General features: G+C 58.9%; 36 protein-coding genes. 32 read left to right on the plus strand and 4 right to left on the minus strand.

Going from position 1 to position 24,681, the window contains the following annotated elements:
* The first annotated feature begins 1 nt into the window (after nucleotide 1).
* The 6 genes from HU724_RS10485 to HU724_RS10510 are packed head-to-tail and all read left to right on the plus strand — an operon-like array spanning nucleotide 2 to nucleotide 3,847.
* Entirely contained in the window at nucleotides 2-973 is a 972-nt protein-coding gene (locus HU724_RS10485) for an SIR2 family protein (RefSeq protein WP_186565573.1), read from the plus strand.
* A complete protein-coding gene (locus HU724_RS10490) occupies nucleotides 960-1,757 on the plus strand; it encodes a hypothetical protein (RefSeq protein ID WP_186565571.1) in 798 nt (265 codons plus the stop codon). Before HU724_RS10485 ends, HU724_RS10490 begins: the two co-directional genes overlap by 14 nt.
* Nucleotides 1,754-2,260 (plus strand): hypothetical protein, encoded by a 507-nt coding sequence (locus HU724_RS10495; RefSeq protein WP_130927934.1) that lies wholly within the window; start codon nucleotides 1,754-1,756, stop codon nucleotides 2,258-2,260. Before HU724_RS10490 ends, HU724_RS10495 begins: the two co-directional genes overlap by 4 nt.
* Nucleotides 2,257-2,655, plus strand: a complete 399-nt coding sequence (locus HU724_RS10500) for a recombination protein NinB (RefSeq protein WP_186565569.1) — start codon at nucleotides 2,257-2,259, stop codon at nucleotides 2,653-2,655. Before HU724_RS10495 ends, HU724_RS10500 begins: the two co-directional genes overlap by 4 nt.
* Nucleotides 2,655-3,305: a recombination protein NinG gene (locus HU724_RS10505; RefSeq protein WP_186565567.1), complete on the plus strand. Its 651-nt coding sequence runs from the start codon at nucleotides 2,655-2,657 to the stop codon at nucleotides 3,303-3,305. The genes HU724_RS10500 and HU724_RS10505 overlap by 1 nt, the downstream gene beginning before the upstream one ends.
* Entirely contained in the window at nucleotides 3,302-3,847 is a 546-nt protein-coding gene (locus tag HU724_RS10510) for a hypothetical protein (RefSeq protein WP_186565565.1), read from the plus strand. The genes HU724_RS10505 and HU724_RS10510 overlap by 4 nt, the downstream gene beginning before the upstream one ends.
* A 113-nt stretch (nucleotides 3,848-3,960) precedes the next feature.
* Here the strand turns inward: HU724_RS10510 and HU724_RS27930 are convergent, their stop codons facing one another.
* A complete protein-coding gene (locus tag HU724_RS27930) occupies nucleotides 3,961-4,677 on the minus strand; it encodes a type II toxin-antitoxin system HicB family antitoxin (protein WP_186565563.1) in 717 nt (238 codons plus the stop codon).
* Between the two features lie 51 nt (nucleotides 4,678-4,728).
* Nucleotides 4,729-4,908, minus strand: a complete 180-nt coding sequence (locus HU724_RS10520) for a type II toxin-antitoxin system HicA family toxin (protein WP_085646738.1) — start codon at nucleotides 4,906-4,908, stop codon at nucleotides 4,729-4,731.
* A 217-nt stretch (nucleotides 4,909-5,125) separates the two neighbouring features.
* On the opposite strand from HU724_RS10520, the gene HU724_RS10525 reads away from it, so the two are divergent.
* The 3 genes from HU724_RS10525 to HU724_RS10535 are packed head-to-tail and all read left to right on the plus strand — an operon-like array spanning nucleotide 5,126 to nucleotide 6,332.
* Nucleotides 5,126-5,497 (plus strand): chemotaxis protein, encoded by a 372-nt coding sequence (locus HU724_RS10525; RefSeq protein WP_150594750.1) that lies wholly within the window; start codon nucleotides 5,126-5,128, stop codon nucleotides 5,495-5,497.
* A complete protein-coding gene (locus HU724_RS10530; RefSeq protein WP_186565561.1) occupies nucleotides 5,497-5,835 on the plus strand; it encodes a hypothetical protein in 339 nt (112 codons plus the stop codon). The genes HU724_RS10525 and HU724_RS10530 overlap by 1 nt, the downstream gene beginning before the upstream one ends.
* The gene (locus tag HU724_RS10535) at nucleotides 5,832-6,332 is read left to right on the plus strand and encodes a DUF2514 family protein (RefSeq protein ID WP_186565559.1); all 501 of its coding nucleotides are present in this window, start codon (nucleotides 5,832-5,834) and stop codon (nucleotides 6,330-6,332) included. Before HU724_RS10530 ends, HU724_RS10535 begins: the two co-directional genes overlap by 4 nt.
* A 74-nt stretch (nucleotides 6,333-6,406) precedes the next feature.
* Here HU724_RS10535 and HU724_RS10540 read toward each other — a convergent pair whose 3' ends face one another.
* Nucleotides 6,407-6,616 (minus strand): hypothetical protein, encoded by a 210-nt coding sequence (locus HU724_RS10540; protein ID WP_186565557.1) that lies wholly within the window; start codon nucleotides 6,614-6,616, stop codon nucleotides 6,407-6,409.
* 73 nt (nucleotides 6,617-6,689) lie between these two features.
* Here HU724_RS10540 and HU724_RS10545 point away from each other — a divergent pair, with 73 nt between their 5' ends.
* The 21 genes from HU724_RS10545 to HU724_RS10645 all read left to right on the plus strand — a co-directional run bounded on the left by HU724_RS10545 (nucleotide 6,690) and on the right by HU724_RS10645 (nucleotide 23,099).
* The gene (locus HU724_RS10545; protein WP_186565554.1) at nucleotides 6,690-7,313 is read left to right on the plus strand and encodes a putative metallopeptidase; all 624 of its coding nucleotides are present in this window, start codon (nucleotides 6,690-6,692) and stop codon (nucleotides 7,311-7,313) included.
* Between the two features lie 30 nt (nucleotides 7,314-7,343).
* A complete protein-coding gene (locus HU724_RS10550) occupies nucleotides 7,344-7,820 on the plus strand; it encodes a DUF2280 domain-containing protein (protein ID WP_056785392.1) in 477 nt (158 codons plus the stop codon).
* A complete protein-coding gene (locus HU724_RS10555) occupies nucleotides 7,795-9,114 on the plus strand; it encodes a phage terminase large subunit family protein (RefSeq protein WP_186565552.1) in 1,320 nt (439 codons plus the stop codon). The genes HU724_RS10550 and HU724_RS10555 overlap by 26 nt, the downstream gene beginning before the upstream one ends.
* Nucleotides 9,114-10,574, plus strand: coding sequence for a DUF4055 domain-containing protein (locus tag HU724_RS10560; protein ID WP_186565550.1), 1,461 nt, complete (start codon nucleotides 9,114-9,116; stop codon nucleotides 10,572-10,574). The genes HU724_RS10555 and HU724_RS10560 overlap by 1 nt, the downstream gene beginning before the upstream one ends.
* A complete protein-coding gene (locus HU724_RS10565; RefSeq protein WP_186565548.1) occupies nucleotides 10,492-11,604 on the plus strand; it encodes a minor capsid protein in 1,113 nt (370 codons plus the stop codon). Before HU724_RS10560 ends, HU724_RS10565 begins: the two co-directional genes overlap by 83 nt.
* Before the next feature lie 8 nt (nucleotides 11,605-11,612).
* The gene (locus tag HU724_RS10570; protein ID WP_186565546.1) at nucleotides 11,613-12,104 is read left to right on the plus strand and encodes a DnaT-like ssDNA-binding protein; all 492 of its coding nucleotides are present in this window, start codon (nucleotides 11,613-11,615) and stop codon (nucleotides 12,102-12,104) included.
* Between the two features lie 3 nt (nucleotides 12,105-12,107).
* On the plus strand, nucleotides 12,108-12,704 hold the full coding sequence (locus tag HU724_RS10575; RefSeq protein WP_186565544.1) for a hypothetical protein: 597 nt from the start codon (nucleotides 12,108-12,110) through the stop codon (nucleotides 12,702-12,704).
* A gap of 89 nt (nucleotides 12,705-12,793) precedes the next feature.
* On the plus strand, nucleotides 12,794-13,531 hold the full coding sequence (locus HU724_RS10580; RefSeq protein WP_186565542.1) for a hypothetical protein: 738 nt from the start codon (nucleotides 12,794-12,796) through the stop codon (nucleotides 13,529-13,531).
* A gap of 3 nt (nucleotides 13,532-13,534) precedes the next feature.
* The gene (locus tag HU724_RS10585; protein WP_056785404.1) at nucleotides 13,535-14,512 is read left to right on the plus strand and encodes a major capsid protein; all 978 of its coding nucleotides are present in this window, start codon (nucleotides 13,535-13,537) and stop codon (nucleotides 14,510-14,512) included.
* Between the two features lie 57 nt (nucleotides 14,513-14,569).
* Nucleotides 14,570-14,875: a HeH/LEM domain-containing protein gene (locus HU724_RS10590; protein ID WP_186565540.1), complete on the plus strand. Its 306-nt coding sequence runs from the start codon at nucleotides 14,570-14,572 to the stop codon at nucleotides 14,873-14,875.
* Nucleotides 14,876-14,885: 10 nt separating this feature from the next.
* The gene (locus HU724_RS10595; protein ID WP_186565538.1) at nucleotides 14,886-15,263 is read left to right on the plus strand and encodes a hypothetical protein; all 378 of its coding nucleotides are present in this window, start codon (nucleotides 14,886-14,888) and stop codon (nucleotides 15,261-15,263) included.
* A 2-nt stretch (nucleotides 15,264-15,265) separates the two neighbouring features.
* Nucleotides 15,266-15,658: a hypothetical protein gene (locus HU724_RS10600; protein ID WP_186565536.1), complete on the plus strand. Its 393-nt coding sequence runs from the start codon at nucleotides 15,266-15,268 to the stop codon at nucleotides 15,656-15,658.
* A 1-nt stretch (nucleotide 15,659) separates the two neighbouring features.
* Nucleotides 15,660-16,244: a hypothetical protein gene (locus HU724_RS10605; protein ID WP_186565534.1), complete on the plus strand. Its 585-nt coding sequence runs from the start codon at nucleotides 15,660-15,662 to the stop codon at nucleotides 16,242-16,244.
* A complete protein-coding gene (locus tag HU724_RS10610) occupies nucleotides 16,241-16,660 on the plus strand; it encodes a phage tail terminator-like protein (RefSeq protein WP_186565532.1) in 420 nt (139 codons plus the stop codon). The genes HU724_RS10605 and HU724_RS10610 overlap by 4 nt, the downstream gene beginning before the upstream one ends.
* A 42-nt stretch (nucleotides 16,661-16,702) precedes the next feature.
* Nucleotides 16,703-17,401, plus strand: a complete 699-nt coding sequence (locus HU724_RS10615; protein WP_186565530.1) for a phage tail tube protein — start codon at nucleotides 16,703-16,705, stop codon at nucleotides 17,399-17,401.
* Nucleotides 17,402-17,403: 2 nt separating this feature from the next.
* On the plus strand, nucleotides 17,404-17,784 hold the full coding sequence (locus tag HU724_RS10620) for a phage tail assembly chaperone (RefSeq protein ID WP_186565528.1): 381 nt from the start codon (nucleotides 17,404-17,406) through the stop codon (nucleotides 17,782-17,784).
* A gap of 17 nt (nucleotides 17,785-17,801) precedes the next feature.
* Nucleotides 17,802-18,104 (plus strand): DUF1799 domain-containing protein, encoded by a 303-nt coding sequence (locus tag HU724_RS10625; protein WP_186565526.1) that lies wholly within the window; start codon nucleotides 17,802-17,804, stop codon nucleotides 18,102-18,104.
* 27 nt (nucleotides 18,105-18,131) lie between these two features.
* Nucleotides 18,132-21,182 carry a phage tail tape measure protein gene (locus HU724_RS10630; protein ID WP_186565524.1) on the plus strand — a complete coding sequence of 1,017 codons (3,051 nt, stop codon included), beginning with the start codon at nucleotides 18,132-18,134 and terminating at the stop codon, nucleotides 21,180-21,182.
* Complete coding sequence (locus tag HU724_RS10635) at nucleotides 21,182-21,520, plus strand: phage tail protein (RefSeq protein ID WP_186565522.1); 339 nt, start codon at nucleotides 21,182-21,184, stop codon at nucleotides 21,518-21,520. Before HU724_RS10630 ends, HU724_RS10635 begins: the two co-directional genes overlap by 1 nt.
* Nucleotides 21,521-21,529: 9 nt before the next feature.
* On the plus strand, nucleotides 21,530-22,279 hold the full coding sequence (locus HU724_RS10640) for a phage minor tail protein L (RefSeq protein WP_186565520.1): 750 nt from the start codon (nucleotides 21,530-21,532) through the stop codon (nucleotides 22,277-22,279).
* Between the two features lies 1 nt (nucleotide 22,280).
* Entirely contained in the window at nucleotides 22,281-23,099 is an 819-nt protein-coding gene (locus HU724_RS10645; RefSeq protein ID WP_186565518.1) for a C40 family peptidase, read from the plus strand.
* Here the strand turns inward: HU724_RS10645 and HU724_RS10650 are convergent.
* A complete protein-coding gene (locus tag HU724_RS10650) occupies nucleotides 23,029-23,580 on the minus strand; it encodes a hypothetical protein (protein WP_217847185.1) in 552 nt (183 codons plus the stop codon). The two genes, HU724_RS10645 and HU724_RS10650, sit on opposite strands and share 71 nt — an antisense overlap.
* 93 nt (nucleotides 23,581-23,673) lie before the next feature.
* Between HU724_RS10650 and HU724_RS10655 the strand changes: the two genes are divergently transcribed.
* A complete protein-coding gene (locus tag HU724_RS10655) occupies nucleotides 23,674-24,018 on the plus strand; it encodes a hypothetical protein (RefSeq protein ID WP_186565514.1) in 345 nt (114 codons plus the stop codon).
* A gap of 77 nt (nucleotides 24,019-24,095) precedes the next feature.
* A complete protein-coding gene (locus tag HU724_RS10660) occupies nucleotides 24,096-24,659 on the plus strand; it encodes a tail assembly protein (RefSeq protein WP_186566057.1) in 564 nt (187 codons plus the stop codon).
* Nucleotides 24,660-24,681 lie beyond the last annotated feature (22 nt).

Consider the following 24,681-nt stretch of genomic DNA (forward strand, 5'->3'; position numbering starts at 1 on the left):
TATGCAATTCACCGTCACGATCAATCAGGTGAAGGCGTTGGAGTGGGGGCTGAACTCTCAGCAGGCCCTGCTGTTCGCCTTCGTCTACGGCTGCCCGAGCTGGACCAAGCCAATCAAGACCGACGACGGGATCTTCTTCGCGCTGAGCAAGGCCAAGATCATCGAGGAGCTGCCGCTGCTCACCGACAAGCCAGACACTGCTTACCGCATGCTGAAGGCCCTAGAAGAGGCCGGTCTGATTGAGCTTTCCAGCACTTCGAACATCACGCTGTTCCGCCTGACCGAGAAGGCGATTGAGTGGAATCAGAAGCTGGACGGGTCGGAAAAATATCCGACCCCACCAAAGAACGAAGGTCGGAAAAAAATCCGATCTACCTCGGAAAAAAATCCGAGCAAGGTCGGAGAAAAATCCGAACAAGGGTCGGAAAAATCTCCGACAAATCAGGATACCAATCATCAGGTTACCAATCAGGATACCAGTCAGGACTTGCAACGCAGCCCGGACAAGCCGGCCCGCAATCTGGTTCTCGTGGTCGATCGCACCGATGCGCCACGGGTCGAGATCCCTGCCGACATGCCAGGCCCAAAAGACCGGTCCTGCAAAACCTTCAAGGTCTGGGCGAACTACGCCATGGCCTACCGCAAGCGCTACAGCACCTGGCCGGTGTGGAACGCTAAGGTCGGTGGCCAGCTCGGTCAATTGGTCGACCGCCTCGGCGCCGATGTCGCCCATCACGTCGCCGCCCACTTCCTGAAAACCAGCGATGCCACCGTTCTGCGCAAATGCCACAGCCTTAACGAGTTGCTGGCCAATGCCGAGAGCTACCACACCCAGTGGGTGACCGGGCAGCGCATCAACGGAACAACCGCGCGCCAGATGGAACGTACCGAAGCGAACGTCTCCGCCGCCGAGCAGGCCGCGCAAATGGTCTTGGCCAAGCGCCAAGCAGGGGAGCGCAATGAGTACCTTTGAAATGAATGACCAACAGGTTGCCGGGCTCGCTGCTGCGATCTGCGCCACTGCTGAGGCCATGGGGCAGGAAATGAACCCAGGCACTGCGGCGATCATGGCCGAAGACCTCTGTGCTTACCCGGTGCCGGTCGTGAAAGCCGCACTGAAGGCCTGCCGCTTTGAAGTGAGAGGCAAGTTGGCAATGGCTGACATTCTTCAACGCGTTCAGGTCGCCGATGGCCGCCCCGGCAAGGACGAAGCATGGGCGATCGCGATGACCACCAACGATGAATTCGAAACCGTAGTGCTGACGGACGAAATTCAGCTCGCGCTGGCAGCCGCGAAACCTGTCCTCGACGCCGGCGACAAGGTCGGTGCGCGCATGGCATTCAACAGTGCTTACGAGCGTCTGGTGGGGCAGGCCCGGGAGGACAGCAAGGAAGTGAACTGGCATGTGTCGGTCGGCTTCGACGCCAACCGCCGCACACAGGCGATCGCCAAGGCCGTGCAGATGCAGCGAATCCCTCAGGAGCGCGCTCAGCAGTACCTGGCCGACTTGAGTGTCGTGCCGGTCACTGAAGACGGTCGGGCCGTCGTTGCGCTGCTCACCGGTGTGGTAGCGCGGCCTTCGCCAAAGCTGCGCGAAAAGCTCGCCGCGGTGAAGGACTCGATGCTCGCCATGCGCCAGGCATCGGCCGAGGAAAAAACAGAACTGCGAATTCTGGCAGCCAATGAGCTGGCGGATCGCCGGGCGCTGCTCATTCAGCAGGCCGAACAATTGGAAGCAAGGAGTGCGGCTCATTGACTATCGACAAACAAAAACTCCAGAAGCTGCTGTGGAGTGAAGTCGCCTCCTGGAAGGCTGACTGCGGAGAGTGGAAGCAGAACGCTGAAGCGCTCGGCGAATTCCTCGGGGAGAAGACCGTGGAGGAGGTGGCGCTGGACCTGCTGGCGGAGAACGATCGCCTCGGACGCATCGAGCAAGCATTTTCTGAGTGGATCGAAAAAACCGAATGGGTGCAGGAGTCCGTTCAAGCGCTGGAACTGGGTCGTCACCGAGCGGATGTGCTGCGCACACGTATTGACCAGCTCAATGCCGAGGTTGATTCGCTTACCCGAGAAGCTGACAGGCAATACACGACCATTGAAGCGTATCGCAAGGACGCCGAGCGCTACCGGTGGCTTCAGCACGGTCACAGTGGCTACATCGAAGTCGTCGAGTGGATCGGACCGCACGCTACCGGGATGACCGGCGAAGACCTCGACGCGCTTGTGGACGGCGCGATGGCCAAGACGGTGCAGCCATGAATGAGTTCGCAATCCGTAGCCAGCGCGATATCAGCCGCCTCATGGGCGTCCTGCACGCATCCGACTTCACCAAACCCAAGATCGTGGTCATCAAGGACGAAAAACGCCCGGACGTCTGCAACCGCAAGATGTGGGCAATGCTCAAGGACGTTTCCGAGCAGGTGGTTTGGCATGGCAAGAAACTGACCAGCGAAGACTGGAAGTGCCTTTTCAGTGCCTCGCTGGAGAAGCAGCGCGCAGAGCCTGGCCTCGACGGTGGCTTCGTCGTGATGGCCGTATCGACCCGCAAGCAGTCGCAGAAGTGGTTCAGCGATCTGTTCGAGCTGATGCACGCCTTCGGCGCCGAGCATGACGTGCGCTGGACAGAGAAGGACAAGTGGGGAGGGCGGTATTGATGCGAACCGCCATCAAGGAACAGAAGGCCCCGAAGCCGAAGAAGTGCAAGAACCCAGCGTGCGGCATCAGCTTCCAGCCGCAGCGCTTGGGGCAAGCGGTTTGCAGTCCGAAGTGTGCGCTGGCCATTGCGCCGGCGAATAGCGAGAGAGCCAGTAAGGCGATCGCCCAGCTCGGTCGCCGCGAGATCAAGGTCCGCAAAGAGGCCCTGAAAAGTCGCGGCGATCACCTCAAGGATGCCGAGAAGGCTGTGCGCGACTATCGGCGCACCTATGAGCTGAGCATCGGCAGCGGTTGCATGAGCTGCGGCGAGTCGCAGGAATCGATTCTGGCGACGCAGGGCTGGAAGACTGGAGGTGCGTTCGATGCCGGCCACTTCCTTGGCAAGGGCGCACGGCCCGAGCTGCGGCTGGTGCCGAACAACATCTGGTTGCAGTGTAAGAGCTGCAATGCCGGGTCATCCAAGTACGCCAGAAAGGGCCAGACGGTTTCGCAAGGATTCCGCACCGGTTTGATTGCCCGCATCGGTCTGGAGGCTGTTGAAGCGCTCGAAGCAGACCACGAACCGCGCAAGCACACCGTAGAAGAACTCAAGGCGATCACCGCCGACTACCGGGCCAAGACCCGCGAACTGAAGAGGGCTGCAGCATGACCTATCGCAACGTGATTTCCGCCGTAGTCCGCGCGCTGGCCGCCGAGACGATCAGCTCTGCAGGTGGCTGCGACTTTGAGCCCAAGGTGCAGTGCGCCAAGCAGAAGGGGGAGATCGTAGGCAAAGAGGCGGCTCTGCTCCAAGATTGTTGGGTGTTCGGACGCCTGCACAAGGCGCTCACGCCGGTGCACTGGCGCGCACTGGTAGCGAAGTATTCAACGCACGAAGAGCGAAAGCACAGCGCGATACTCGAGCTGCTGAGTTCCGTGAAGTCGCCGGCACCGCAACGGTTCCGTGAGTGTGCCGTGCTGACCTGGGCAATACCGCAGGTTGGCGGCACTGATGGGAAGCGCTCATCTGCGGTGCTGCCTGCCGCCTGGTATGACATCACTAACTGGGACAACGACGGCAGGCCTGAATCGACCCGGTACCGGTGGAGATCTTCGATCCGGAGGGCGCTAGACGATCAGGTAAATGAGGCGCTCACAGCGGCGCAGGAACTGCTCGATGCGGAGGGCTTGATCGAAAGTTGCGCGGCGTAGCAAAAAGCCATTGCAATGAATGAGAAAGTGAGAGAATATTTACCCATCCTGTCGATCTTGCGCGTTAGGGATTGACATGAAAAACCCGGCCAACGTGCCGGGTTTTTTGTTGCTTATTTCAAGCGTATCAAGCCTGCAGGAACACCGGACTGCTTCGGAATATGTTCGATTTTCCCGGTCGCGACCAAGTCGTCAATAACTTCTCGGACGGCCTGCATCGTGTCTGGTCGCTTCGCGTAGCGGGTGCGCAGGAAATAGTCGAGCGAGTCGGGATTGACTGTGCCCAAGACTCCCGCAACCGCGCCGACTAGCATTTCGCCGCGTGGGCGCTGTTGAAGCTCATCAATCAATCGACCTACGTAGAATCCGGCTTGCCCGCCCCCATAGGGCAGGTTGATCCATTCTGGATCGGCGGGGCTCACGCGAATAGAGGCGTTCAATGCGTCCAAGGCTTTCTCCAATTGTTCCATTTTCGAAGTGTGAGTGAAGTCAACCAGGCGGTCTCCGATTGTCTGGGAGACGCCTAGGCGTCTGCATAACTCAGCCTTCTTCATCCCGAGACGCATCATCTCGTTCCAAATGGCGATTTTAGCGACTGTAACGGCTGGAAGATGAACAACGTGCTCACCCTCTTTAGCAGGACTTGCCTCAGGGATAGGCCGGCGCAAGTCCACATAGAGTGAAAGTGTCGTTTCAATGGCGTCCGACGCTTCACGAATCGCGTGCTCCCGGTCATCGCCGTAGCTATTCAGCTCTGGCAGGTCGCGGCAGAAAACGGCAATACCAGTGGCGTTATCGTCCTGTTCAAATCGAATTGCATAGTCGTACATGGCCACTCCTTAGAGGTGATAGTCCAGCATCAGATATGGTGTAGGGGCTCATCAGAGCCCCAGTTGTTTAATGATCGCCTTGCGGGTCGGTTCCGGCATTTCCTTGGACCCGTGATCCGCGAAGGTGCTTCTATTGCCGTTTGGGGCGATGATCTTGAAGTGGCTTCCTTTGCCGGCTTCGAAGGTCACCCCTTGGGCCTTCAACCATCGTCTGAACTCGCTGAACTTCATCACCTCGCCTCGTTGTTTGGATGAGTCCATTCTACAACACTTATGTGTTGATACAACACTTTTGTTTTATTGGTTTAGCACCTATTCAGGGCCTCTGCATTCGCGGAGGCTTTTTCGTTTTCGGCTCCCCACACCCATAGCCCCGAGCTGGGAGTGCAGCTGGAGCTGACTTATTTGTACGGGTCGTACGTCGGCCACCTTTCTCTATGGAGTGGCGATGGATCCTAACGACCTGGGGCCTGGCACGTTCGCGTGGCTCGGCGGTACCGGCACTGTGTTGCTCGGTGGCCTGTTATGGCTGAGGAAATTTCTCTCCAAGGATGCGACTGACCGGGCGATGGATAACGCCGATATCGGCACCGTCCGCCGGTTGAATGAGCTGCTCGATACCGAGCGTGCTCGCGCCAACGCCGCCGAGGCCCGTGCTGACCAGTTCGCCAAGGAGCGCAACGAGCTTGCCGCTACCGTCGGACGCATGGAGGGCAGGGTAGAACTTTTGGCCGGCCAGATTGCGACCCTCACTGAAAGGGTGACCACGCAGAGCGCAGAGATTGCGCGTCTGCGGGCACAGCTCGGAGGTATCAACTGATGGACAGATGCGCAATCAACTTTATCGCCCGCCACTGGTGGAGACGCGCCGAGGTGTGGGTGATCGCACTGTTACTAGTCGCCGGTGGATCGATCCTTGGCTACCAGGCCGGCGTCTGGTCCGCCAGCAGTGAGCACACAAAGCAGCTCACCGAAGTTCGCCGCGCTTATGACGCTGCACTGGGCAAGCGCGATGTCCGACTGAACAGTTTGGCCGAGAAGACTCAGGACGCAGCAGTGAAGGTGCAAGAGGCCTCGCACTCAGTCGTCCAGGCCGCTGACACCGCGAGCAAGGCGGCAGAGAAGGTCAACGAAGCCGTCGAACGGCAGACGCCATGAACGCCTTGCTGAAGTTGGTCCCTGTATGGTTGTGGGTGGTGCTGGCAGCGCTCGCAGCCGTCGGTTATCTGTCACTGCGACTGGATAGCGTGAAGGACGATCGAGCAGCAATTACCGCCCAGTTCGATACCGCCAACGCCCGGGTGGATTCGCTCACCAACACGCTCCGCATCCAGCGCGAGATCACCAATGACATCAATCGAGTCTCCGACGATGCGAAAGCCAAAACTGAGCATGTATCGGCTGCCGTTGTTGTTGCTGATAACCGGGCTCGCAGCCTGCAGCAGCAAATCACCGACCTCCTCGCCAAGCGAAAGTCTTGTGCTGCCGAGGTTGCCAGCGGAAGCCAGGCAAGAGCCGACCTTACCGTTTTGCTCGCCGACCTGCGTAGAAGCGCTGACGAAGAAGCGGGAAGACTGGCAGAAGCGCTTGATCGAAGCCGAATAGCCGGCTTTGCGTGTGAGGCTGCATACGCGGCAGCGCAGAATAACAGGTAGGTCGCGACACGTTTCGCGAGAGTGCAAATTGTGTCGCGACACTAAGCAGCCAGTCAGGACTCCGGCGAAGTCAATTACTTGACCTTAAGGGCTTCCTGGATTTTATCTGCGTAGTCAGAAAGGTTAGCCATTTCCTCCTTGAGCATCGAAGCGCGCTCTGGAGTGTTTCCTACTTTCGAGTTGATAAGGGTGAGGGCAGCAGATACCGCTGCATCCCTCCTAGCCGCAGCTGAGCCTTCTGCGAGGCCGTTATTGCGGAGAAGGTTTTTGAAGTTCTCGGACATGTTGCTTTCCTTGCTGTGAGTTGAATCCCACCAATACCGGCATCCAGCCATCATTACAAGTGCAAGGTGAGCCATGAACAGGCCGATGCCTCCGGAGTCGTTGCTCGACCTATCGGATCTGTCCAGCCTGGGTATTCGCCTGATCCCTGCTCCTGAGGTGTGGGAGTGGCTCCAAGCCGAGATCCTCGCCGACACCGGAAGCATCCACAACGAAGACCATGCCCATCTGATCGATGCGGACGTGAGAGTCATGTGGGCGTCTGCCGCATTCACGAAGAAGGGTCGCACGGTGGTCGGTCAAGCCGAACAGGTAGCGTTCCGCGCCGGCGGCTGGCAGAAGGCTCGGATAGAACAGCAGATGCTGGATTGGTTCGGCAACGTGCCGGCCTACATCATCACTCTTGCTGCTGACTACTGTGCCCAGTGCAGTGACGCTGACTTCTGCGCACTGGTCGAGCATGAGCTGTACCACATCGCTCAGGCGACCGATCAGTACGGCGCACCCAAGTTCACCCCGGAAGGATTGCCCAAGCTTGAAATGCGCGGACACGACGTTGAAGAGTTCGTCGGTGTGGTGCGCCGCTACGGGGCAAGCCCTCAAGTGCAAGAGCTGGTGGACGCTGCAAACAATCCTGCCGAGGTGGGGAAATTGAACATATCGAGGGCCTGCGGAACCTGTCTGCTCAAGTCGGCCTGACTTTGACAGTACTTTGACGGATGCCCACTTATGGCCGCACTCAGAGACGAGGTGAAAGCCTTTGTCGTACAGGCTCTCGCCTGCTTTGACACGCCATCGCAAGTCGTGGCGTCCGTCAAAGAAAGATTCGGGCTCGAAGTGACCCGCCAGCAATGCGAGGCATACGACCCAACCAAGTACGTTGGACGCAACCTGCACGTGAAGTGGCAGACGCTGTTCAACGACACCCGCAAGAGGTTTCGCGAAGAGACGGCAGAGATCCCGATCGCCAACCGAGCATATCGACTTCGCACCCTGGGACGCATGGCCGAGAAGGCCGAGAACATGAAGAACATGGCGCTGACTGCCCAGTTGCTGGAGCAGGCAGCCAAAGAAGTGGGCGACGTTTATGTGAATCGTCGCCTCGAACCTGAAAAACCTCTGGGCTCCCAAGCGGACCAGCAGCACGCCGTTGCTGAGTACACCCTGGAGCCTGATGAGAATGTCCCCGCTACCCCGTACCTATGATCCGCCGGTAAAGCTGACGCCGAAACAAGCGAACATTTATTGTTGGGGCTTCCAGCCTCAGGCGCGCTTCCGCGATGCGGTGTGTGGTCGCCGGTTCGGCAAGACGTTCTTGGGCAAAGCTGAGATGCGCCGAGCTGCTCGACTTGCTGCTGAGTGGGGTGTGAGCGTTGAGGACGAGATCTGGTACGGCGCGCCGACGTTCAAACAGGCCAAGCGTGTGTTCTGGCGACGGCTGAAGCAGGCGATCCCTGAGGCCTGGCGTGCACACCGTCCGAACGAAACGGAATGCTCGATCACACTCAAGTCTGGCCACGTCATGCGCGTGGTAGGGCTCGACAACTACGACAATCTGCGCGGCTCCGGTCTGTTCTTCGTCCTGGTGGATGAATGGGCTGACTGTCCATGGGAGGCTTGGGAAGAGGTTTTGCGGCCGATGCTTTCGACCTGCCAATACTCGATACCGGGCATCGGCATGCGGAAGGGTGGTCACGCGCTACGCATCGGCACGCCCAAGGGATTCAACCACTGCTACGACACGTTCCAAGACGGCCGGCCGGGGCATGAGCCTGATCACAAGAGCTGGCTCTACACCTCGCTCGATGGCGGCAACGTTCCGGCTGAAGAGCTGGATGCGGCCCGTCGCAAGATGGACCCTCGAACCTTTCGACAGGAATACGAGGCCAGCTTTGAGAACTACGCGGGTGTCGTCTATTACACGTTCAATCGTGAGGCGAACCGCACCAGCGAAACCATTAAGCGCGGTGAAGCCCTGCACATCGGCATGGACTTCAACGTCATGAAGATGGCGGCAGTTGTGCACGTCATTCGCGATGACCTGCCACTGGCACTCAGCGAGTTTTCAGATGTACGGGACACGCCTGAAATGATCGAGAAGATCAAGCTCCGCTTTCCTGACCACAGCATTGCGATCTACCCGGACGCCAGCGGCCAGAACACAAGCAGTAAGAGCGCGAGCGAATCTGACCTGTCATTGCTCAAAAAGGCAGGATTTACCGTAGTGGTGGATTCGACCAACCCCGCTGTGAAGGATCGGGTCAACGCCATGTGCGCGATGTTCGCCAATACGTATGGTGAGCATCGATATCTGGTCAACGTCGAACAGTGTCCGAAATACACGCAGTGCCTGGAGCGCCAGATTTACACGGACAAGGGCGAGCCCGACAAGAAGGCCGGCTACGACCACCTGGTGGATGCCCCTGGCTACTTCATTGCCAAGCGGTACCCGATCAAAACACGCACAGGCGGAACACGCCGAATTGGAGGCTTGGCCTGATGCCAGTGCAATCGACAAACCCCGACTACGATGCGCACATCGCCGAATGGGAAATGATGGACGACGCCCTCGAAGGCGAATGTGCCGTGAAGCGTAACGAGCGCAACCTGCCCAAGCCGAGCGGCATGGTCGAAGCTGAGAAGATCGACACCGCTGGGAACAAGTACCTCTACGAGAACTACACGAACCGTGCCCAGTACGAGCACTGGGTGCGTGACTCTCTGCGGTCGATGATGGGGCTGGTTTCCAGGCTGATTCCCGAGATTGAGCTGCCCGCTGGCCTGAAGGGGCTGGAGAACAACGCCACCTCAGACGGCTTCGGCCTGAAGCAGCTGTTCTTCCGCATGGTGCGCCAGGCCATCTCTCACGGCCGCGTCCCGCTGGTGGTGAACATTGATGAGCGCGGCGAACCGTACTTCTCGACGTACGCCACTCGAAACGCCATCAACTGGGAAACCGCTGATCAAGGTGGCCGGCAAGATCTGGTCCTTTCGGTTTTCCGGGAGTTCCGCAAAAAGGGTGGCGACCGCTACAGCCATGACTGCGACACGGTGTTCCGTGAGTTCTTCATGCAAGGCGAGACCTGTTACACCGCTGTGCGGAACGAAGGTGGGGAGATCGTCGAGGAAGAAAAGCCCCTAGGCACTATTGGCACCGACAACCGACTGGTCAAAGGCCTGTACTACCTTCCGGTGATCTATTGCGGCTCGACCGACAACTCGCCGGAAGTGGACGAGGTGCCGCTGCTCACAATGGCGCGGGCCGCGCTGAAGTCCTACCAACTAAGCGCTGACTACTTCACTGCGCTACACCAGACCAGCCATCCGCAACCATGGGTGTCTGGCCTTGATGATTCTGTAGAGCTGAGCGTGACCGGACCATCTGCAGCATGGGACCTCGGTCCATCCGGTCAATGTGGCTATCTAGAGTTTCAAGGTGCTGGCATTGAAGCAGTCCGCAAGGCGATGGACGACCAGAAGAACGCCGCCCTTGAGGCGGGCGCCAAGGTCATGGATGTCGGCGGTACCGAGTCGGGTGAGGCACGCAAAACACGCCAGAACGACCAGCACGCCACGTTGCACAGCATTGTCGTCACGGTGGCAGAGGCAGTGGAGCAGGGGCTGCGGTACGCGGCTGAGTGGAAGGGCTACGACCCCAAGCAGGTCAAGTTCAAGGTGAGCCCTGAGTTTGTGACCCCAGTGGTCGATGCCCAGGTGCTTGCCGAGCTGCTCAAGGGCGTGATGGCTGGCACGATCAGCGCCGACACCTACTGGCAGTACCTGACCACTGCCAAACTGCCGGATCGCCCATACGAAGACGAAGCCGACCTGATCAGCGATGAGCGCGAGTCGGCCGGCATCAACCTGGATAAAGACGATGCCATTGACAAACCTGGCGCAGGCGGACAGCCAACTGCTGGAGCAGACGACGCGCCACTCGGTAATGCTGGAGCGACTTAAAGCCGGCGAGGTCAAGAAGTTCGAGAAGTACCTGCGCCAGATCGACACGCTTGTGCGGGTGCAGTTGACCCGCAAGGAGCTGACCACCTACAGCCGGGACCGCCTTGAGCAGTTCTTGGCTCGTGTGGACGGTAAGCTGCTGGAGATCTACAAGGCCTACGGTGATCTGGTTCAGGCGGATCTTGTGGATATCGCGCTATACGAGTCGACCTTTGAGGCCAACAGCCTGAGCAATGCGCTGTCCATCGATGCGGTGGTGCCGAGCAACACAGTGATCCGCGCGGCGGTGTTTTCCTATCCTCTACAGGTGAAAGGCATCGACGGCGGCAAGTTGCTGAAGAGTTTCGTCAGTGGCTGGACGCGCACGGAGACGATGCGCGTGACGAACACCATCAGGCTTGGTTTCGGCCAGGGTCAAACGAACGCCCAGATCATTCAGGCGATTCGCGGCACTGCGGCACAGAACTTCACGGACGGCGTTCTCGCGGTGAGCAATCGCAATGCTGCTGCCGTGGTGCAGACGGCAATCCAGCACGTGGCCACGACGTCGCGAATGGAGACACTGAAAGCCAACAGCGACGTGGTGCTGGGTTATCGCTGGGTATCGACGCTCGACCGCAAGACGTCGCAGCAGTGCAAGGGACTGGATGGCATGCGTTTCGACTTGGGCAAAGGGCCGCTGCCGCCGGCGCATATCAACTGCCGGTCAACCACCGTACCGACAACCCGTCTTTCCGAGATGTTCGCCAAGGACTCCACGCGTGCTTCGGTGGGCGACAATGGCGGGGCGCAGGTCGATGCCAGCCTGAACTATTACGAGTGGCTGGCAACGCAGCCGGCGAGTTTCCAAGATCATGCGCTCGGCCCGGTGCGGGCCAAGTTGTTCCGTGATGGAGGATTGACTCCGGAGAAGTTCGCCAAGCTTCAGCTCGACAAGTCGTTCAAGCCGCTGACGCTGGCGCAACTGAAAGCAGCTGAGCCGGACATGTTCATCCGTGCAGGCGTTACACTCGGCGCTTCACCGGGTTGAGAAAGCCGATGCATATCATTGTTGAAGACGGAAAGGGCAGACCGGACGCAAATAGCTTCGTGCCGCTGGAGAAGCTGACCTTTTACCGCGACTACTACGGGTTCCGGATACCTGAAGCAGAGGTCGAGCAGGTCGAACTGCTGCTGCGCGCCGCGGCTGACATCAACGGTCGACAGTGGAAGGGTCGAAAGGCCAATCCTAATCAGGCAATGGCCTGGCCACGGCGTGACTGCAAGATTGAATACCAGACACTGTCCGAGACGTTCGTGCCCTTTGAGCTTGAATGGGGTCAGGTGCGGTTGGCAGTTGAGTTGTACGCCGCTGAGCGTGGCTTCCGGATCGAAGAGCCGACGCATTGCACAGAGCCAAACGGGCGACGAACTCGTCTCAATCGCGAGACACCGGGTATTCGCATGCGACCGCCGCCATATGCTCCAAGCAGGACGCAGTTCGCTGATTACCTTAAAATGCGCGGCTTGCACTTGGTGGCTAAGGAATAGCTGATGTTCAAATTGCTACGTTGGACGTTTTGGTTCGTGGCTTTATCGGCCGTAATTGGTTTGGCCTTTTTGCTGGGACTCTCATTTGGCCTGGGAAATAATCACCACGAGTTCATTGCCGAGACCGTTCCAGTCCTCTCCATGCTTGGCGGATGGGTATCGGGACTTGGAGCTCTAGCGGCGGTCTTCACAACATTGTGGTTGGCAGACAAGCAGCGTAGGGAAGATGTTGAAAGCCTCCGAATATCTGTTCGTTCGGCCATAGCAGACACGGGAGAAGGTGGGTGGTTTATCGCGATTGGTATTACGTCGGATGGCAAGCGCCCGGTGAGGGTCACAAGTCTGTCCGTGCAGTCGCCGCACGCGAAAAGCTATCTTCATGTAAGCCAATTTTGGTGGGGCAGTGATTCTCTGCCGGCCCCGATGACTTACGGTGACAGTATTTCCCTACACCTCCCGCCCGGCTTTGATCGACAGATAAATGAGTACGTCAGTAGGCATTGCCGGGGTAATACGGCTGGCTTGAAATTTGTTGTCAGCACCACGCTCCACGATTTCCCAGGATCGATACACCGAAACCTGCTCACGTTGAGCGACTGAATAAAGTCTCAGATTCACACAAACCTCGGCCATGCCGGGGTTTTTTTATGCCTGCAAAGCGGGCCGACCAAACCCAAGGGGTGCACCAAGTGGCAGACGATAACCACATTGATCTTGAAGACCCGGCAGTTCAGACCGCCATTGCTGCAGCTGTTGAGGCTGCAACGTTGGGCCTCAAGAACAAAAACACCGAGCTGCTTGGCTCGCTCCGGACCACCAAAACTGAGCTGGACGGTTTCAAGTCCCAGTTCGAAGGTTTGGATATCGCAGCCGTGAAAGGACTGCTGACCAAGGTCGGTCAGGACGAGGAAACCAAGCTGATTGCCGAGGGCAAGCTGGACGAAGTTATTACACGCCGTACCGAGCGCCTGCGCACCGACTACGACACCAAGCTGGCCGCCGAGAAAGCGCGTGCCGACAAGGCCGAGCAATTCGCGGCCAAGTACAGCGACAAGGTTCTGGCTGATTCCATCCGTGCCGCCGCCATCAAGGCCGGCGCGCTCCCTGAGGCTGCCGAGGACATCATCCTGCGCGCTCGGGGCACTTTCAAACTCAGTGAAGACGGTGAGGCAATTGCCACCGACCGTGACGGCGAGGTCGTTTACGGAAAGGACGGGAAAACCCCGCTGTCGCCGCTCGAATGGGCGGAGTCGCTGCGTGAAACAGCAACACACCTGTGGCCAAGGGCTCAGGGTGCCGGTCCGACCGGCGATCAAGGTGGCAAGGCCACGAAAAAATGGGGCGAGTACACGGAAACCGAGCGCGCTGCGATCGCCCGTGACAACCCCGAGCTGTTCAAGAAAATCCAGGCCACCAAAGGAACCTAATTCATGGCGACTACCCAACTGACCGACATCTTCGTCGGTGACTACTATGCCTCGCTGGAGCCGGTAAACAGCCCGGAAAAAACCGCTGTCTACGAGTCGGGCATCGTTACCCGCTCGCCTGTCCTGGACGCTATCGCTTCCGGCAGCCAAGGCACCGCCGAGATCAGCTACTGGCAGGATCTCAATGCTGATGAAGCCCCGAACATCAGCAACGATGACCCGAACGACCAGGGCGAAGTCGGCAAAGTCACTCAGGACAGCATGCGTGCTCGCGTCCTATACCTCAACAAAGGTTATGGCGTAGCCGACCTGACCGCCGAACTCGCGAACAGCGAGCCTCAGCAGCAGATCCGTAACCGCTTCGGCACCTACTGGACTCGCCAGTGGCAGCGTTACGCTCTCGGTGCAGCGCGCGGCATCATCGCCTCGAACATTGCCAACAACGGCGGTGACATGGTCATCGACGCTGGCGCCGCTATCAGCGCGAACGCGTTTCAGGATGCCGCTTTCACTGCCGGCGATGCGGCCGACCAGTTCGGCGCGATCGGCGTGCACTCGGTGGTGATGAACCAGATGGTAAAGCAGGACCTCATCGAGTATCTGCGCGATTCCGACGGCAAGATCATCCTAGCCACCTATCTGGGTAAGCCAGTGTTCATGGACGACGGCTTGGTGTACGGCGCCGGCAAATATCTGTCGGTGTTCTTCGGCCAAGGCGCGTTCGGCTACGGCGAAGGCACGCCGAAGGTGCCGGTAGAGATCGAGCGCAAACCGGGCGGCGGTAATGGCGGCGGTGCTGAGGTGCTGTGGGAGCGGAAGACGTACATCCTCCAGCCTGCGGGCTTCAGCTGGAAAGGCTCCGAGGCTCAGAACCTCAGCCCGACCGCGACCCAGTATGCCGCTGCTGCGAACTGGGAGCGCGTGTTCAGCCGCAAGCAGGTCCCATTCGCCGCCGTCATCAGCGGTACCACCACGCCGTAATCCGGCCTTCATTTACCCTGGCGCCCGCAAGGGCGCCGGGCTGCATTGGGGTGACTCATGAAAGTTATCTACACGGACAAGCCAGGAAAAGAGCGCGGCGTTTGCTACCGCCTGTTGAGCGAATTCTTCGGTGTCATTGGCACTGCCACTGAGGTGGTCATCGAAGGTGATGCGCCTGAAATTTACGATGCATACGAAGCGGCGGGCATCGAAGTTTCGGACGGCAAGGAGCCTGAAAATGCTGAAACCGACCCTCTGAAAATGAAGGTCCCCGAGCTGAAAGACTGGCTGACGGCGAAGGGCATCACCTTCGACCCGACTGCCAAGAAAGAAGACCTGCAGGCCCTGGTGCCAGCGGAATAAGGACAAGCACATGACCGACTTCATCACCGTTGCCGATGTTGACGCTTCGCTGGGTCCTGGCTGGGCCGGCGCCGGTGATCCGGTCCTTGCTGTGACCATGGCCAACGCCTGGCTCACGGCCAAGATCAAGCGGGTTGTTCCGGATCCGGTTCCTACCGAGATCAAGACAGCCGGCGCTCAGATCGCCAAAGAGGCGGCGGCGGGCAAGTTGTACACGGCCACGCAGAAGGAAGTGCAGAGCAAAACGGTTTCGGCTCAGTCCGGCACGTCCGTGAGCAAGACCTACGTGGCCGGATCTACTGATCAGTCGGCGGGTGTGAACTTCGCCCTGGCGCTGCTGGAGCCTTGGATCAAGCGCTCCGGCGTGATGATGCTGAAAAGGATCTGATCATGGGCATGCGCGAAGAGATTCAGGCCGAAATGGCTGAGGCGTTCGATGACCCTGACGGACTCGCTGACGCGGTCCAGCCGGTGACTGGTGTGCGTAAGGTCGCGGGCGAGTATGACCCCGACCTAGGCGGCGAGACGCCGGAGACCACCATCACTTACATGGGGCGCGGCGTTTTGGGTAGCTACCTGTCCAAGGAAATCGATGGGTCTCTCATCCAGACCACCGACAAGAAGCTACTGGTGCTGCAAAACGAGCTGTTCGTTTCGGAGGCGGGCTCGCCAACAGCTGCACCCGCCGAGCCCGCCATCGGCGATATCGTCAACGGGTTGCGGGTGATGAACGTGTCTGCGGACCCTGCTGATGCAACGTGGTCGGCGCAACTGAGGAAATGACATGGCCGCTCAATCCGGCAGCTTCGCCCTGAGCCTGGCCGAGTTCGCGGCGCATACCAGCGAAGCGATCGATGCCAGTGTGCGCGAGATCATCATCGAGGTCGGTAGCAGCCTGATCCGCATGTCTCCCGTGGGCAACCCGGAGATCTGGGCGCAGAATGCGATTGCGACCGAGTGCAACAAGGCTGTCGACGAACACAACACTGCGCTGCGCAGCGACCCGTCCAACCTGACTAAGGGTGGCAGGCTCAAGAAAGGCCGCAAGCTCAACGATGGCATGGACATCAAGGCGCCCGAAGGCTACGTCGGCGGCCGGTTCCGCGCGAACTGGCACATCTCTCTCGGCGTGGTCGAAAGCGTCACCTTCGACGAGGTAGACCCGAGCGGAGCCGAAACCACTGCCGCGCTGGTCGCGGCAATGAGCGACTTCACCGCCGGCCAGATAGCCTACATCATCAACAACTTGCCTTATGCGATTCCGCTGGAGTTCGGCCATTCGACCCAGGCCCCCGGCGGAATGGTTCGGGTAACCGTGGCTCGCTTCCAGCAAATCGTGTTGGAGGCCATCAGGAACAACCAGGTATGAGTCACGCCATCATCGCCTCGATCTACGAGGCAAAGCTGATCGCCTGGAACAATGCTAGGCAGGAGAGGCTGAAAATCGTTTTTGAGAACATGGCCTACACCCCGGCGGCAGGTGAGACCTATCTGCGGGCGTTCACCATTCCGGGCGACACGGCGAGCAACACGCTCGGCGGCGACCACCGACTGTATACCGGTGTGTTTCAGGTGAGCATTATTTGCCCGGCAGGCACAGGTAAAGCAAAAGCCAACCCCATTGCCGCCGAGATCGTCGCGTTATTCCCGCTTTATGTGCGCGACGTGAAGAACGGTTTCGTAGTTACGCCGATGACGCCTGTAGATGTCGGCCCAGGCATAACTGGCGATTCAACTTACACCGTCCCGCTGTCGTTCTCATACCGATCCGACACCACGCCATAACACGCCCGTTGGGCAAATCCTGAACCCGCCTCTGAGCGGGTTTTGTCATTTCTGCAAAGAGGAAAACCCATGTCTGTTTACTTCCCCAACGGGGCGACGCTTTCGATCTCCAGCGGTTTCGCCGCCGCCAAGCTGATTTCGGCCATCAGCAACGCGAACCCGGGTGTCGCTACCAGCGCCGCAAACGGCTTCGCCAATGGCGATATTCTTCTGATCACCTCCGGCTGGGAGGACATCAACGAGCGCGCCGTGCGCGTATCCAACGCGGCGGCAGGCGCATTCACCCTTGAAGGCATCGACACGTCCAACGTGGCTTTCTTTCCCGATGGCATCAGCGGCGGTACCGCCAAGAAAGTGACCGGCTGGGTAGCCGTCAACCAGGTTATCGGCAACTCCATGTCCGGCGGCGAGCAGCAGTACTGGACTTACGCGCCGCTCGAAGCGCGCCGTGACAAGCAGATCCCGACAACCAAAAATGCGCAGGCGTTCGCTTTCCAACTGGCTGACGATGACAGCCTGGCCTGGTACGAAGAACTGGATAAGGCCGATCGGGAGAAGGAAGTGCGCATCTTGCGTATGTCGCTGCCCAACGGCAAAACGATCTACTACGCAGGCTATGCATCGTTCAACAAAACCCCGACGCTGGTGCGCAACGAAGGTGCGGCCGTTTCCTTTGGCTTCACCATCAATGCTGAAATCACAGCGTATCGCGCGCCGGTTGCCGCTGGCGGCGGGGCCTGATCATGGCGAAGTTCAAGATTGCGCAAGCGCCCACATTCACCGATGCGGTGATGGTCCCGGTAGTTGGCCAAGACGCGGTGAAGGTGGAATTTACCTTCAAATATCGAGACCGCATCGAACTTGCCGCGCTGTTTGATGAATGGAATCAGCGACAAAAGCAAAGCCTCGAGCAGGTCGGCGACAAGCCTACGATGTCTCAAATCGTTGCGGTCGACACCGAAAACCAAGTTCAGCAGATCAAGGATCTGGTTGTTGGTTGGGAGTTCGATGACAAGTTCGACGACGAGGGCATCAAGGCGCTGGTGACGTCTTGCCACGGTGCAACCGAGGCCGTGGTAAATGCCTACCAGGCGGCCTACGCCAAGGCCCGCACGGGAAACTGATTCGCGCCGCCCGAGCCATGTATGAGCCCCCTCCGAATGCGGAGCAACTTGCCGCATTCGGGTTGGATGCAGAGGACATCGAAGAGGAATTCGAAGTTTGGCCGTGCCTTTGGCCAGCCTTCCTCCTGTTCAACAGGATGTCCACTCAGTGGCGTGCAGGCACCGGCGGCGCTATCGGTCTCGACTACAGCAGCATCCGCGATGTGGCCGGACTCCTCGGCATCAAGAAAAAGAAACTCGCCGCGATCTTTCCTGACCTGCAGGTGTTGGAAGGCGAAGCCCTGCGCGTCATGGCGGAGGAAAGGGAAAACAGCCCGTAAACGCGGGCATCAATACAAGGTGAGTCGATGAACATTGCAGAACTCGGCGTCAAGATCGACTCGGCCGACGCTATTCAGGCCAAAACCAGCCTGGATGAAATGGCGAAGGCCGGCGGCCGCGCCGAGCAGTCCGCCGTTTCGTTGATGAACGAAATGCAGGCGCTGGAGAAATCGCTGTCTACCAACGCCAAGACCACGCAGGATCTCGCAAAACAGCGGGAAGCATTGGCGAAGCTGACCAAGACCGGTGCCTATGGCGAGGCTGAGGCCGCCAAGATTTCTGCGCAGCTCGACAAGCAGCAGGTGGCGCTGGCCAAGTCAGCCATGGATGAACAGAAGGCACTGACCAGCCTGCTGGGTGCCATCGACCCGGCCCGCGCCGCACTGGCGAAGCTGGAGACTCAGGTAGAGCAACTGGGCAAGCATCTGGACGCCGGCCGCATCAGCCAGGATGAGTACAACGCCGCGCTGGGCAAGATCGATAAGGATTACGACAAGCTCAATAAAACCACCACCGGCTTCGAAAAGTTGCGCCTCGGCTCGCGCCAGGCGCAGGAAAATGTGGTTCAGCTGGGGAACGCGCTGTCGTCCGGCGACTGGGGAAGCGGTGTTCGTGCCGTTGCTCAGTTGGGCGCCGGAGCGGGTGAGGGCGCGGCGGGCCTGCTGGCGATTCTCGGCCCGCTGGCGCTGGCCACTGCCGCGGCGGGTGGGTTGGCATACGCTTTCTACAAGGGGAGCGAGGAGCAAGACAGCTACAACAAGTCGCTGATCCTGACCGGCAATTACGCCGGTGTGAGTGCTGGGCAGCTCGGCGATATGGCGCGTCAGGTGAGCGCGACTGTAGGCACAACCGGGCAAGCCGCTGAGGTTCTCGCGCTGCTGGCCGGCAATGGAAAGATTGCTGGCGAAAGCTTTACGGGCATCACTCAAGCAGCGGTGTCGATGCAGGAAGCGACCGGCAAGGCCGTTAGCGAGACTGTCGCGGAGTTTGCCAAGCTCGCCGACGACCCGGTCAAGGCATCTGCTGCGCTGAATGAGCAGTACCACTATCTCACCGCGTCGGTTTACTCGCAGATCACAGCACTGGAGAAGCAGGGCGACCATGCCGGCGCCGTGAAGCTGGCTACTGAGTCGTTCGCCGATGCGATCAACGAGCGCACGCCGCGGATCCTCGAGAATCTGAGCTTTTGGGAGAGGGGATACAACGCAGTTGCTCGCGCTGCTGATGGATTGAAGAATATCGGGCGCAGCGATATCGGTGCTGATATCGAACAAGCCCGCCGTGACTTGGCGGGCGCTCAGGCGGGCGACGTAGGCCTGTTCCAGAACAAGCAAGAGATGATCGATCTCTATCAAAATCGCCTCAACATGCTGGAGGATCAGCAGGCTGCAGAAGCCGATATCGCCAAGTGGCAAGGTGAGCAGGCAAAGGCCCAAGGTGATGCCGTCTCATCCATGGCGAAGGTCGACGCTCTCACCAAGTCGGCGTGGACGAATGAGCAGAAACGTAACGACGCGATCAAGGAGTACAAGCGGCAACTGGAAGACATCCGCGAGGTAGCGCCGAACGATCCTCGCCTGAATCAGGCGGCGATCGACAAGAACCTGGCAAACATCAACGACCAGTTCAAGGATTCAAAAACGGCCAGTTCACAGGTCGATCTGACCAGCTTCAACAACGCCAAAAACAACCTGGTAGCCATCGGCGCTGAATACAAAAACGCCCAAAAGGAATTGGACGCAGCACAGAAGGCTGGACTCGTTTCCCAAGCCGACTACGCCCTGAAGCGTGAAGCGCTGATCGGCAACGAGCGCGACGAAGTGACCGCAGCCTACGAGGCTGAGATCGCTGCGCTGGAAGCCGCTAAGGCGAAAAAGACCACATCTGCCGCGCAAAGCATCCAGCTGGATCAGAAGATTGCCGATGCTCGCGCCGGCATGGTCAAGGCTCAAAAGGAAGCTGACAGCCAGCTCGAAGTGCTCGCTACCAGCGAAACCGGAAGGCTGGCGAAGCAGGATCGAGCGATTTCCTCCTACGTTCAGGCTTTGAGCCAGCAGCAGAGAGCACTGGAGCTGGCAGGGCAGCGGGCGGTAGTTGGCGTTGGCCAGGGTGATCGGCAGAACGCACTGAACGGCGAACTGAACAGCCAGCAAGATCGGTTCGCTCAGCAATCGCTCGAGCTGGAAAATCAGCGATCTGACCCATCCCGCAACATGTCGGAAGAGGAGTTCTCTCGGAAGTCGCAGGCGCTCGCGGATGCGAACAAGGCCGCAACCGATCAGATCCGGCAAAACTACGCAGATGTTGAGAAAGCTCAAGGGGACTGGACCAAGGGCGCAACGTCGGCCTGGGCCAATTACCTGGAATCGGCGAGCAACATCGCCGGCCAGACGAAAACCCTGTTCGGCAACGCCTTCAGCTCCATGGAAGACGCAGTCGTCAACTTTGCCATGACCGGGAAGCTGTCGTTTGCTGACTTCACCAAGTCGATTCTGGCGGATATGGCGCGCATCGCGACCCGTCAGGCCAGTTCGGCGCTGCTGAGTAGTCTTGTTGGTGCGGCTACCAGCTACTTCACTGGTGGTGGTGGTGGTAATGGCTTGGCGGCTGGGTCTGCGGGTGCGGCGTCATCGAAACTCGGTGCGTCCTCGGCAGGGTACTCCGGCAGCTACTTCCCGCAGGCGCTCGGCGGCGCCTGGTCGTCGGGTGTGCAGATGTTTGCCAATGGCGGCGCCTTCACCAACAGCATCGTCAGCACGCCGACAGCTTTCGGGATGGCCGGCGGCAGGGCGGGCGTGATGGGAGAGGCGGGACCGGAGGCGATCATGCCACTTACCCGGACTTCCAGCGGCAAGCTGGGCGTTCTCGCTGCTGGTGGCGGTTCCGGGACTACGATCAGCATCAGTGCGCCGGTCACGGTGGTAACTGAGGACCGTGGATCTGAAGGCATGCAGATTGACCAGCAAGCGCTATCGAAAAACCTTCAATCGCAAATGCAGGCCGTGGCCGAGAAAGCCGTCGCTGACTCTTGGCGAGCCGGCGGCACCAGCTTTCGTAATGCCAATGGGAGGGCCTGATGGCCATCGAAAAATTCACCTGGCCAACCGAGCGCGGTGAAACACCCGAAATCACCTATCGGGTGCGCACCTCTAAATTCGGTGGCGGATACACGCAGAGCGTTGGCGACGGCCCGAACAACAAGGAGGACTCGTATCCGATCACCTGCTCCGGTCGAAAGGCCAAGGTGCTGGAGATCATGGGGTTCCTTGACCGGCACGGCGGCGCAAAGGCGTTTCTGTGGACAACGCCGCTCGGCGAACTTGGGCTGTTCACCTGCAAAAATCCCGCTCCCACGCCAATGGGCGGCGGGGTCTTCAAACTCACCGCCACGTTCGAGCGTGCATTCCATCCATAAGGGGCAACCATGCCGCTGATCAGTGACATCCAAGTGCTTGAGCCTGGCAGCGAAGTGCTGCTCTTTGAACTGGACGGGACGGACTATGGCGCGGACGTTCTGCGCTTCCACGGGCACGCGATACCGCACACGCCGACCGAGTTGATCGCCGCTGGCGACAATGCCGACCAGTTGCCGGCGAAGGCTATCTACTGGCAGGGCAACGAGTACAGCGCCTGGCCGATGCAAATTGACGGCATCGAGGCGAACGGCGACGGCACGGCAGTTCGGCCGACATTGTCGGTGGGCAACGTCAACGGGCGCATCACAGCGCTCTGTCTTGCTTTCGAGGATCTGCTCGAGTTCAAGCTGACGATGCGGCACACGCTCGGCAGCTACCTCGACGCGGCGAACTTCCCGGCTGGCAACCCGACCGCCGACCCAACTCAGGAGACGATCGAGGTCTGGTATATCGACCAGAAGACGAACGAGGACGGGGAGACGGTCAGCTGGGAGTTGGCCAGCCCGGGCGACGTCGGCAATGAGTCGATCGGACGGCAAGCGACAACGCTGTGCCACTGGTGCCTCACCGGTGGGTATCGCGGGCCGAACTGTGGGTACACCGGCCCGTATGTCACGAAGGACGGCGTCATCACTGATAACCCTGAATTGGACCAATGCGACGCCACGCTGGGCAAGGGCTGCATCCCGCGCTTCGGCGAGGGTAACCCGCTGCCGTTCGGTGGCTTCCCGGCCGTTTCCCTGATCGCACGGAGCTGACATGCGAAAGCACATCTTGAATGCGATCCAGGCGCACGCGGCGGCCGAGTACCCGAAAGAATGCTGCGGTCTGCTGCTGGCGATCGGACGCAAGCAACAATACTTCCCCTGCATCAATGTCTCGACGGAGCCGAACGAAGAGTTCCGAATCGATCCTGAGCAGTACGCCGCGGCCGAGGATGTCGGCGAAGTTATCGGCGTGATGCACTCGCATCCGGACGCCACCAGCAGGCCGTCACCGCGCGACCTAGCCATGTGCGAAGCGACGGCGATGCCTTGGCACATTCTGAGCTGGCCGGAAGGGGATCTGCGGACCATCGTGCCAACCGGCCAAGTCCCGCTGCTGAAGCGCCCATTTGTGCACGGCGCCTGGGACTGCTGGCAGGTCTGCGCCGATTGGTACAAGCGTGAGCGGGGGCTGGAGTTCGAAGCTTTCAAGCGCACCGATGGCTGGTGGGAAAGCACGGACAACACCAGCCTGTACGAGGCGAACTACGAAGCCGCTGGCTTCTACCGCGTCGACCAGCCACAGCGCGGTGACATGATTGTGATGGAGGTAGGGCGCACCGTTTACCCGAACCACGCCGGGATATTTCTCGGCTCCGATCCGGCGCTGCCGGGTGAAGATGCCGCGACTTTCGGCCCTGGTCCTTTTCTTTTGCACCACCTGTATGGCAGGCCGTCGGAGGTTATCGTTTTCGGTGGCCCATGGTTTGATCGTACCCGCCTGATCCTTAGGCACAGAAAAACTAATGCTGAGCGTTATCTGGCTTCATCGCAGCACACCGTCTTACCTGAATTGCAAGAGATGCAATCATAGTGTTATCGGCAGGGTCGGTTATATTGGCCGATGTCTTCAGGTATTTTTGGTAGACGCTATCATCAAGATAGGCTAGTGCCTGTATCTGTAATTTTGACTTTAATTTTAATGCTGGGGATCTGACTTCTCGATCAATGTCTTGAGCGGCTATAGTGGCGTCGCCAAGTTGTTTGTATATAGCTAAGGCATCACTGCAATATTTTGACCTGGCTTGGAAATCTCTATCTTGCAAAAGTGATTCTCTTTCTTTGGCTGATTTCAAATTCTCTAATGCTACTGATTGTTCCTGCCTAATTCGCTCAATCGATAGCGTGCTTTCTAGCTTTAGTTTTTCAAGTACTTTATTCGTTTGGTTGTTTTCGTAAGTTGCGTATCCCGCCGTAAGCGATGTGAAAATAACCGATACCACTGCGACCCAGTTCGCCCCGCTCATTGAACGCTCCCTATTGTCAAAGGTCGCGATCATAGCGAACGGCCACATTCTGTGCACCTTCAGGTTTTGGATCGCTGAATAGAGCAATTTCTCTCTACGGTTTCAGGTGGTAGAGTTCTGCTAAAACAGAGAGGGAAGGAAATGCGGATTTTGATAGTGGCGTTGGCGGTAACACTGTTGGCGGGGTGCGTGTCGCCCGGCGACCTGCAAAAAAATGATCCAAGCTTCAAGGCAGCCACAGCGAAAGACCCGAAGCGCTACGCGCTATGCGTGTTTCCGAAATGGCAGGACGCCAGAAGCGATGCCTCAATGTCCGAGACAGAAAACGGATACAGATTGCTGGTCGCGAGCAACAATATGACCGACGAGCTGCTGGATATACGAAAAGCACCGAAGGGCAGTACTGTAACGCTGTATCAGCGCATGGCATGGTCGCCGGGCTATGGTCGAGGAGACATGAAGCAGGCGATAAAAGATTGCCTCTGAATATCAATAAACAGCCACCGAAAGGCGGTTTTTTATGCCTGGAGAAAACCGTGACAGAAACTGCACACTGCGGCCCGATGATGACGACCATTCTTCTATCGGGTCCGCTGATTAAACTGTTCGGGCGAGTTCACTACCGCGAACTGGGCAGCCGCTCCGTAGGAGAGGCGTTCAAGGCGCTGAAGTGCACGCTGGAGGGGTTCGACGCAGCGATCAAAGACTTGGAGCGGCGCGGTCTGCGCTTCGCCATTTTCCGAAACAGAAAGAACGTACCTGAGAAGGATTTCGCGCTGGGCGGCGCTCAGGAAATCCGCATAGTGCCTGTGGTTGGTGGCAGCAAACGTGCTGGATTGCTTCAAACCATCATTGGGGCAGTTCTGATTGCGGCGTCGTTCATTCCGGGGTTTCAAGCTTTGGCCCCGGTGGGCATTGCACTCGTAGCAGGCGGCGTGATCCAAATGCTCAGCCCGCAAGCCTCAGGCCTAAAGCAGAGCGCATCCCCCGAAAACTCCCCGTCCTACGCCTTCGGCAGCGCCAAGAACACCACCGCCAGCGGCAACCCAGTACCGATCTGCATCGGCGAACGCCGGTGGGGCGGGATGATCATTTCGGCCTCGATCCTGGCTGAAGACAAAGTGTAATCAGGACAGCAGCACACCGACC

Origin of the sequence: Pseudomonas iranensis (genome assembly GCF_014268585.2) — a bacterium.
Lineage (GTDB): Bacteria > Pseudomonadota > Gammaproteobacteria > Pseudomonadales > Pseudomonadaceae > Aquipseudomonas > Aquipseudomonas iranensis.

Coding starts and splice junctions, on each gene's coding strand:
- HU724_RS10540 (WP_186565557.1), bottom strand. CDS start 6,616: ATGTCCGAGAACTTCAAAAACCTTCTCCGCAATAACGGCCTCGCAGAA.
- HU724_RS10620 (WP_186565528.1), top strand. CDS start 17,404: ATGGCGAAGTTCAAGATTGCGCAAGCGCCCACATTCACCGATGCGGTG.
- HU724_RS10630 (WP_186565524.1), top strand. CDS start 18,132: ATGAACATTGCAGAACTCGGCGTCAAGATCGACTCGGCCGACGCTATT.
- HU724_RS10605 (WP_186565534.1), top strand. CDS start 15,660: ATGGCCGCTCAATCCGGCAGCTTCGCCCTGAGCCTGGCCGAGTTCGCG.
- HU724_RS10595 (WP_186565538.1), top strand. CDS start 14,886: ATGACCGACTTCATCACCGTTGCCGATGTTGACGCTTCGCTGGGTCCT.
- HU724_RS10590 (WP_186565540.1), top strand. CDS start 14,570: ATGAAAGTTATCTACACGGACAAGCCAGGAAAAGAGCGCGGCGTTTGC.
- HU724_RS10565 (WP_186565548.1), top strand. CDS start 10,492: ATGCCATTGACAAACCTGGCGCAGGCGGACAGCCAACTGCTGGAGCAG.
- HU724_RS10640 (WP_186565520.1), top strand. CDS start 21,530: ATGCCGCTGATCAGTGACATCCAAGTGCTTGAGCCTGGCAGCGAAGTG.
- HU724_RS10660 (WP_186566057.1), top strand. CDS start 24,096: ATGATGACGACCATTCTTCTATCGGGTCCGCTGATTAAACTGTTCGGG.
- HU724_RS10505 (WP_186565567.1), top strand. CDS start 2,655: ATGCGAACCGCCATCAAGGAACAGAAGGCCCCGAAGCCGAAGAAGTGC.
- HU724_RS10560 (WP_186565550.1), top strand. CDS start 9,114: ATGCCAGTGCAATCGACAAACCCCGACTACGATGCGCACATCGCCGAA.
- HU724_RS10510 (WP_186565565.1), top strand. CDS start 3,302: ATGACCTATCGCAACGTGATTTCCGCCGTAGTCCGCGCGCTGGCCGCC.
- HU724_RS10625 (WP_186565526.1), top strand. CDS start 17,802: ATGTATGAGCCCCCTCCGAATGCGGAGCAACTTGCCGCATTCGGGTTG.
- HU724_RS10600 (WP_186565536.1), top strand. CDS start 15,266: ATGGGCATGCGCGAAGAGATTCAGGCCGAAATGGCTGAGGCGTTCGAT.
- HU724_RS10530 (WP_186565561.1), top strand. CDS start 5,497: ATGGACAGATGCGCAATCAACTTTATCGCCCGCCACTGGTGGAGACGC.
- HU724_RS10610 (WP_186565532.1), top strand. CDS start 16,241: ATGAGTCACGCCATCATCGCCTCGATCTACGAGGCAAAGCTGATCGCC.
- HU724_RS10555 (WP_186565552.1), top strand. CDS start 7,795: ATGTCCCCGCTACCCCGTACCTATGATCCGCCGGTAAAGCTGACGCCG.
- HU724_RS10485 (WP_186565573.1), top strand. CDS start 2: ATGCAATTCACCGTCACGATCAATCAGGTGAAGGCGTTGGAGTGGGGG.
- HU724_RS10535 (WP_186565559.1), top strand. CDS start 5,832: ATGAACGCCTTGCTGAAGTTGGTCCCTGTATGGTTGTGGGTGGTGCTG.
- HU724_RS10500 (WP_186565569.1), top strand. CDS start 2,257: ATGAATGAGTTCGCAATCCGTAGCCAGCGCGATATCAGCCGCCTCATG.
- HU724_RS10650 (WP_217847185.1), bottom strand. CDS start 23,580: ATGTGGCCGTTCGCTATGATCGCGACCTTTGACAATAGGGAGCGTTCA.
- HU724_RS27930 (WP_186565563.1), bottom strand. CDS start 4,677: ATGTACGACTATGCAATTCGATTTGAACAGGACGATAACGCCACTGGT.
- HU724_RS10545 (WP_186565554.1), top strand. CDS start 6,690: ATGAACAGGCCGATGCCTCCGGAGTCGTTGCTCGACCTATCGGATCTG.
- HU724_RS10570 (WP_186565546.1), top strand. CDS start 11,613: ATGCATATCATTGTTGAAGACGGAAAGGGCAGACCGGACGCAAATAGC.
- HU724_RS10525 (WP_150594750.1), top strand. CDS start 5,126: ATGGATCCTAACGACCTGGGGCCTGGCACGTTCGCGTGGCTCGGCGGT.
- HU724_RS10490 (WP_186565571.1), top strand. CDS start 960: ATGAGTACCTTTGAAATGAATGACCAACAGGTTGCCGGGCTCGCTGCT.
- HU724_RS10585 (WP_056785404.1), top strand. CDS start 13,535: ATGGCGACTACCCAACTGACCGACATCTTCGTCGGTGACTACTATGCC.
- HU724_RS10655 (WP_186565514.1), top strand. CDS start 23,674: ATGCGGATTTTGATAGTGGCGTTGGCGGTAACACTGTTGGCGGGGTGC.
- HU724_RS10645 (WP_186565518.1), top strand. CDS start 22,281: ATGCGAAAGCACATCTTGAATGCGATCCAGGCGCACGCGGCGGCCGAG.
- HU724_RS10550 (WP_056785392.1), top strand. CDS start 7,344: ATGGCCGCACTCAGAGACGAGGTGAAAGCCTTTGTCGTACAGGCTCTC.
- HU724_RS10635 (WP_186565522.1), top strand. CDS start 21,182: ATGGCCATCGAAAAATTCACCTGGCCAACCGAGCGCGGTGAAACACCC.
- HU724_RS10520 (WP_085646738.1), bottom strand. CDS start 4,908: ATGAAGTTCAGCGAGTTCAGACGATGGTTGAAGGCCCAAGGGGTGACC.
- HU724_RS10575 (WP_186565544.1), top strand. CDS start 12,108: ATGTTCAAATTGCTACGTTGGACGTTTTGGTTCGTGGCTTTATCGGCC.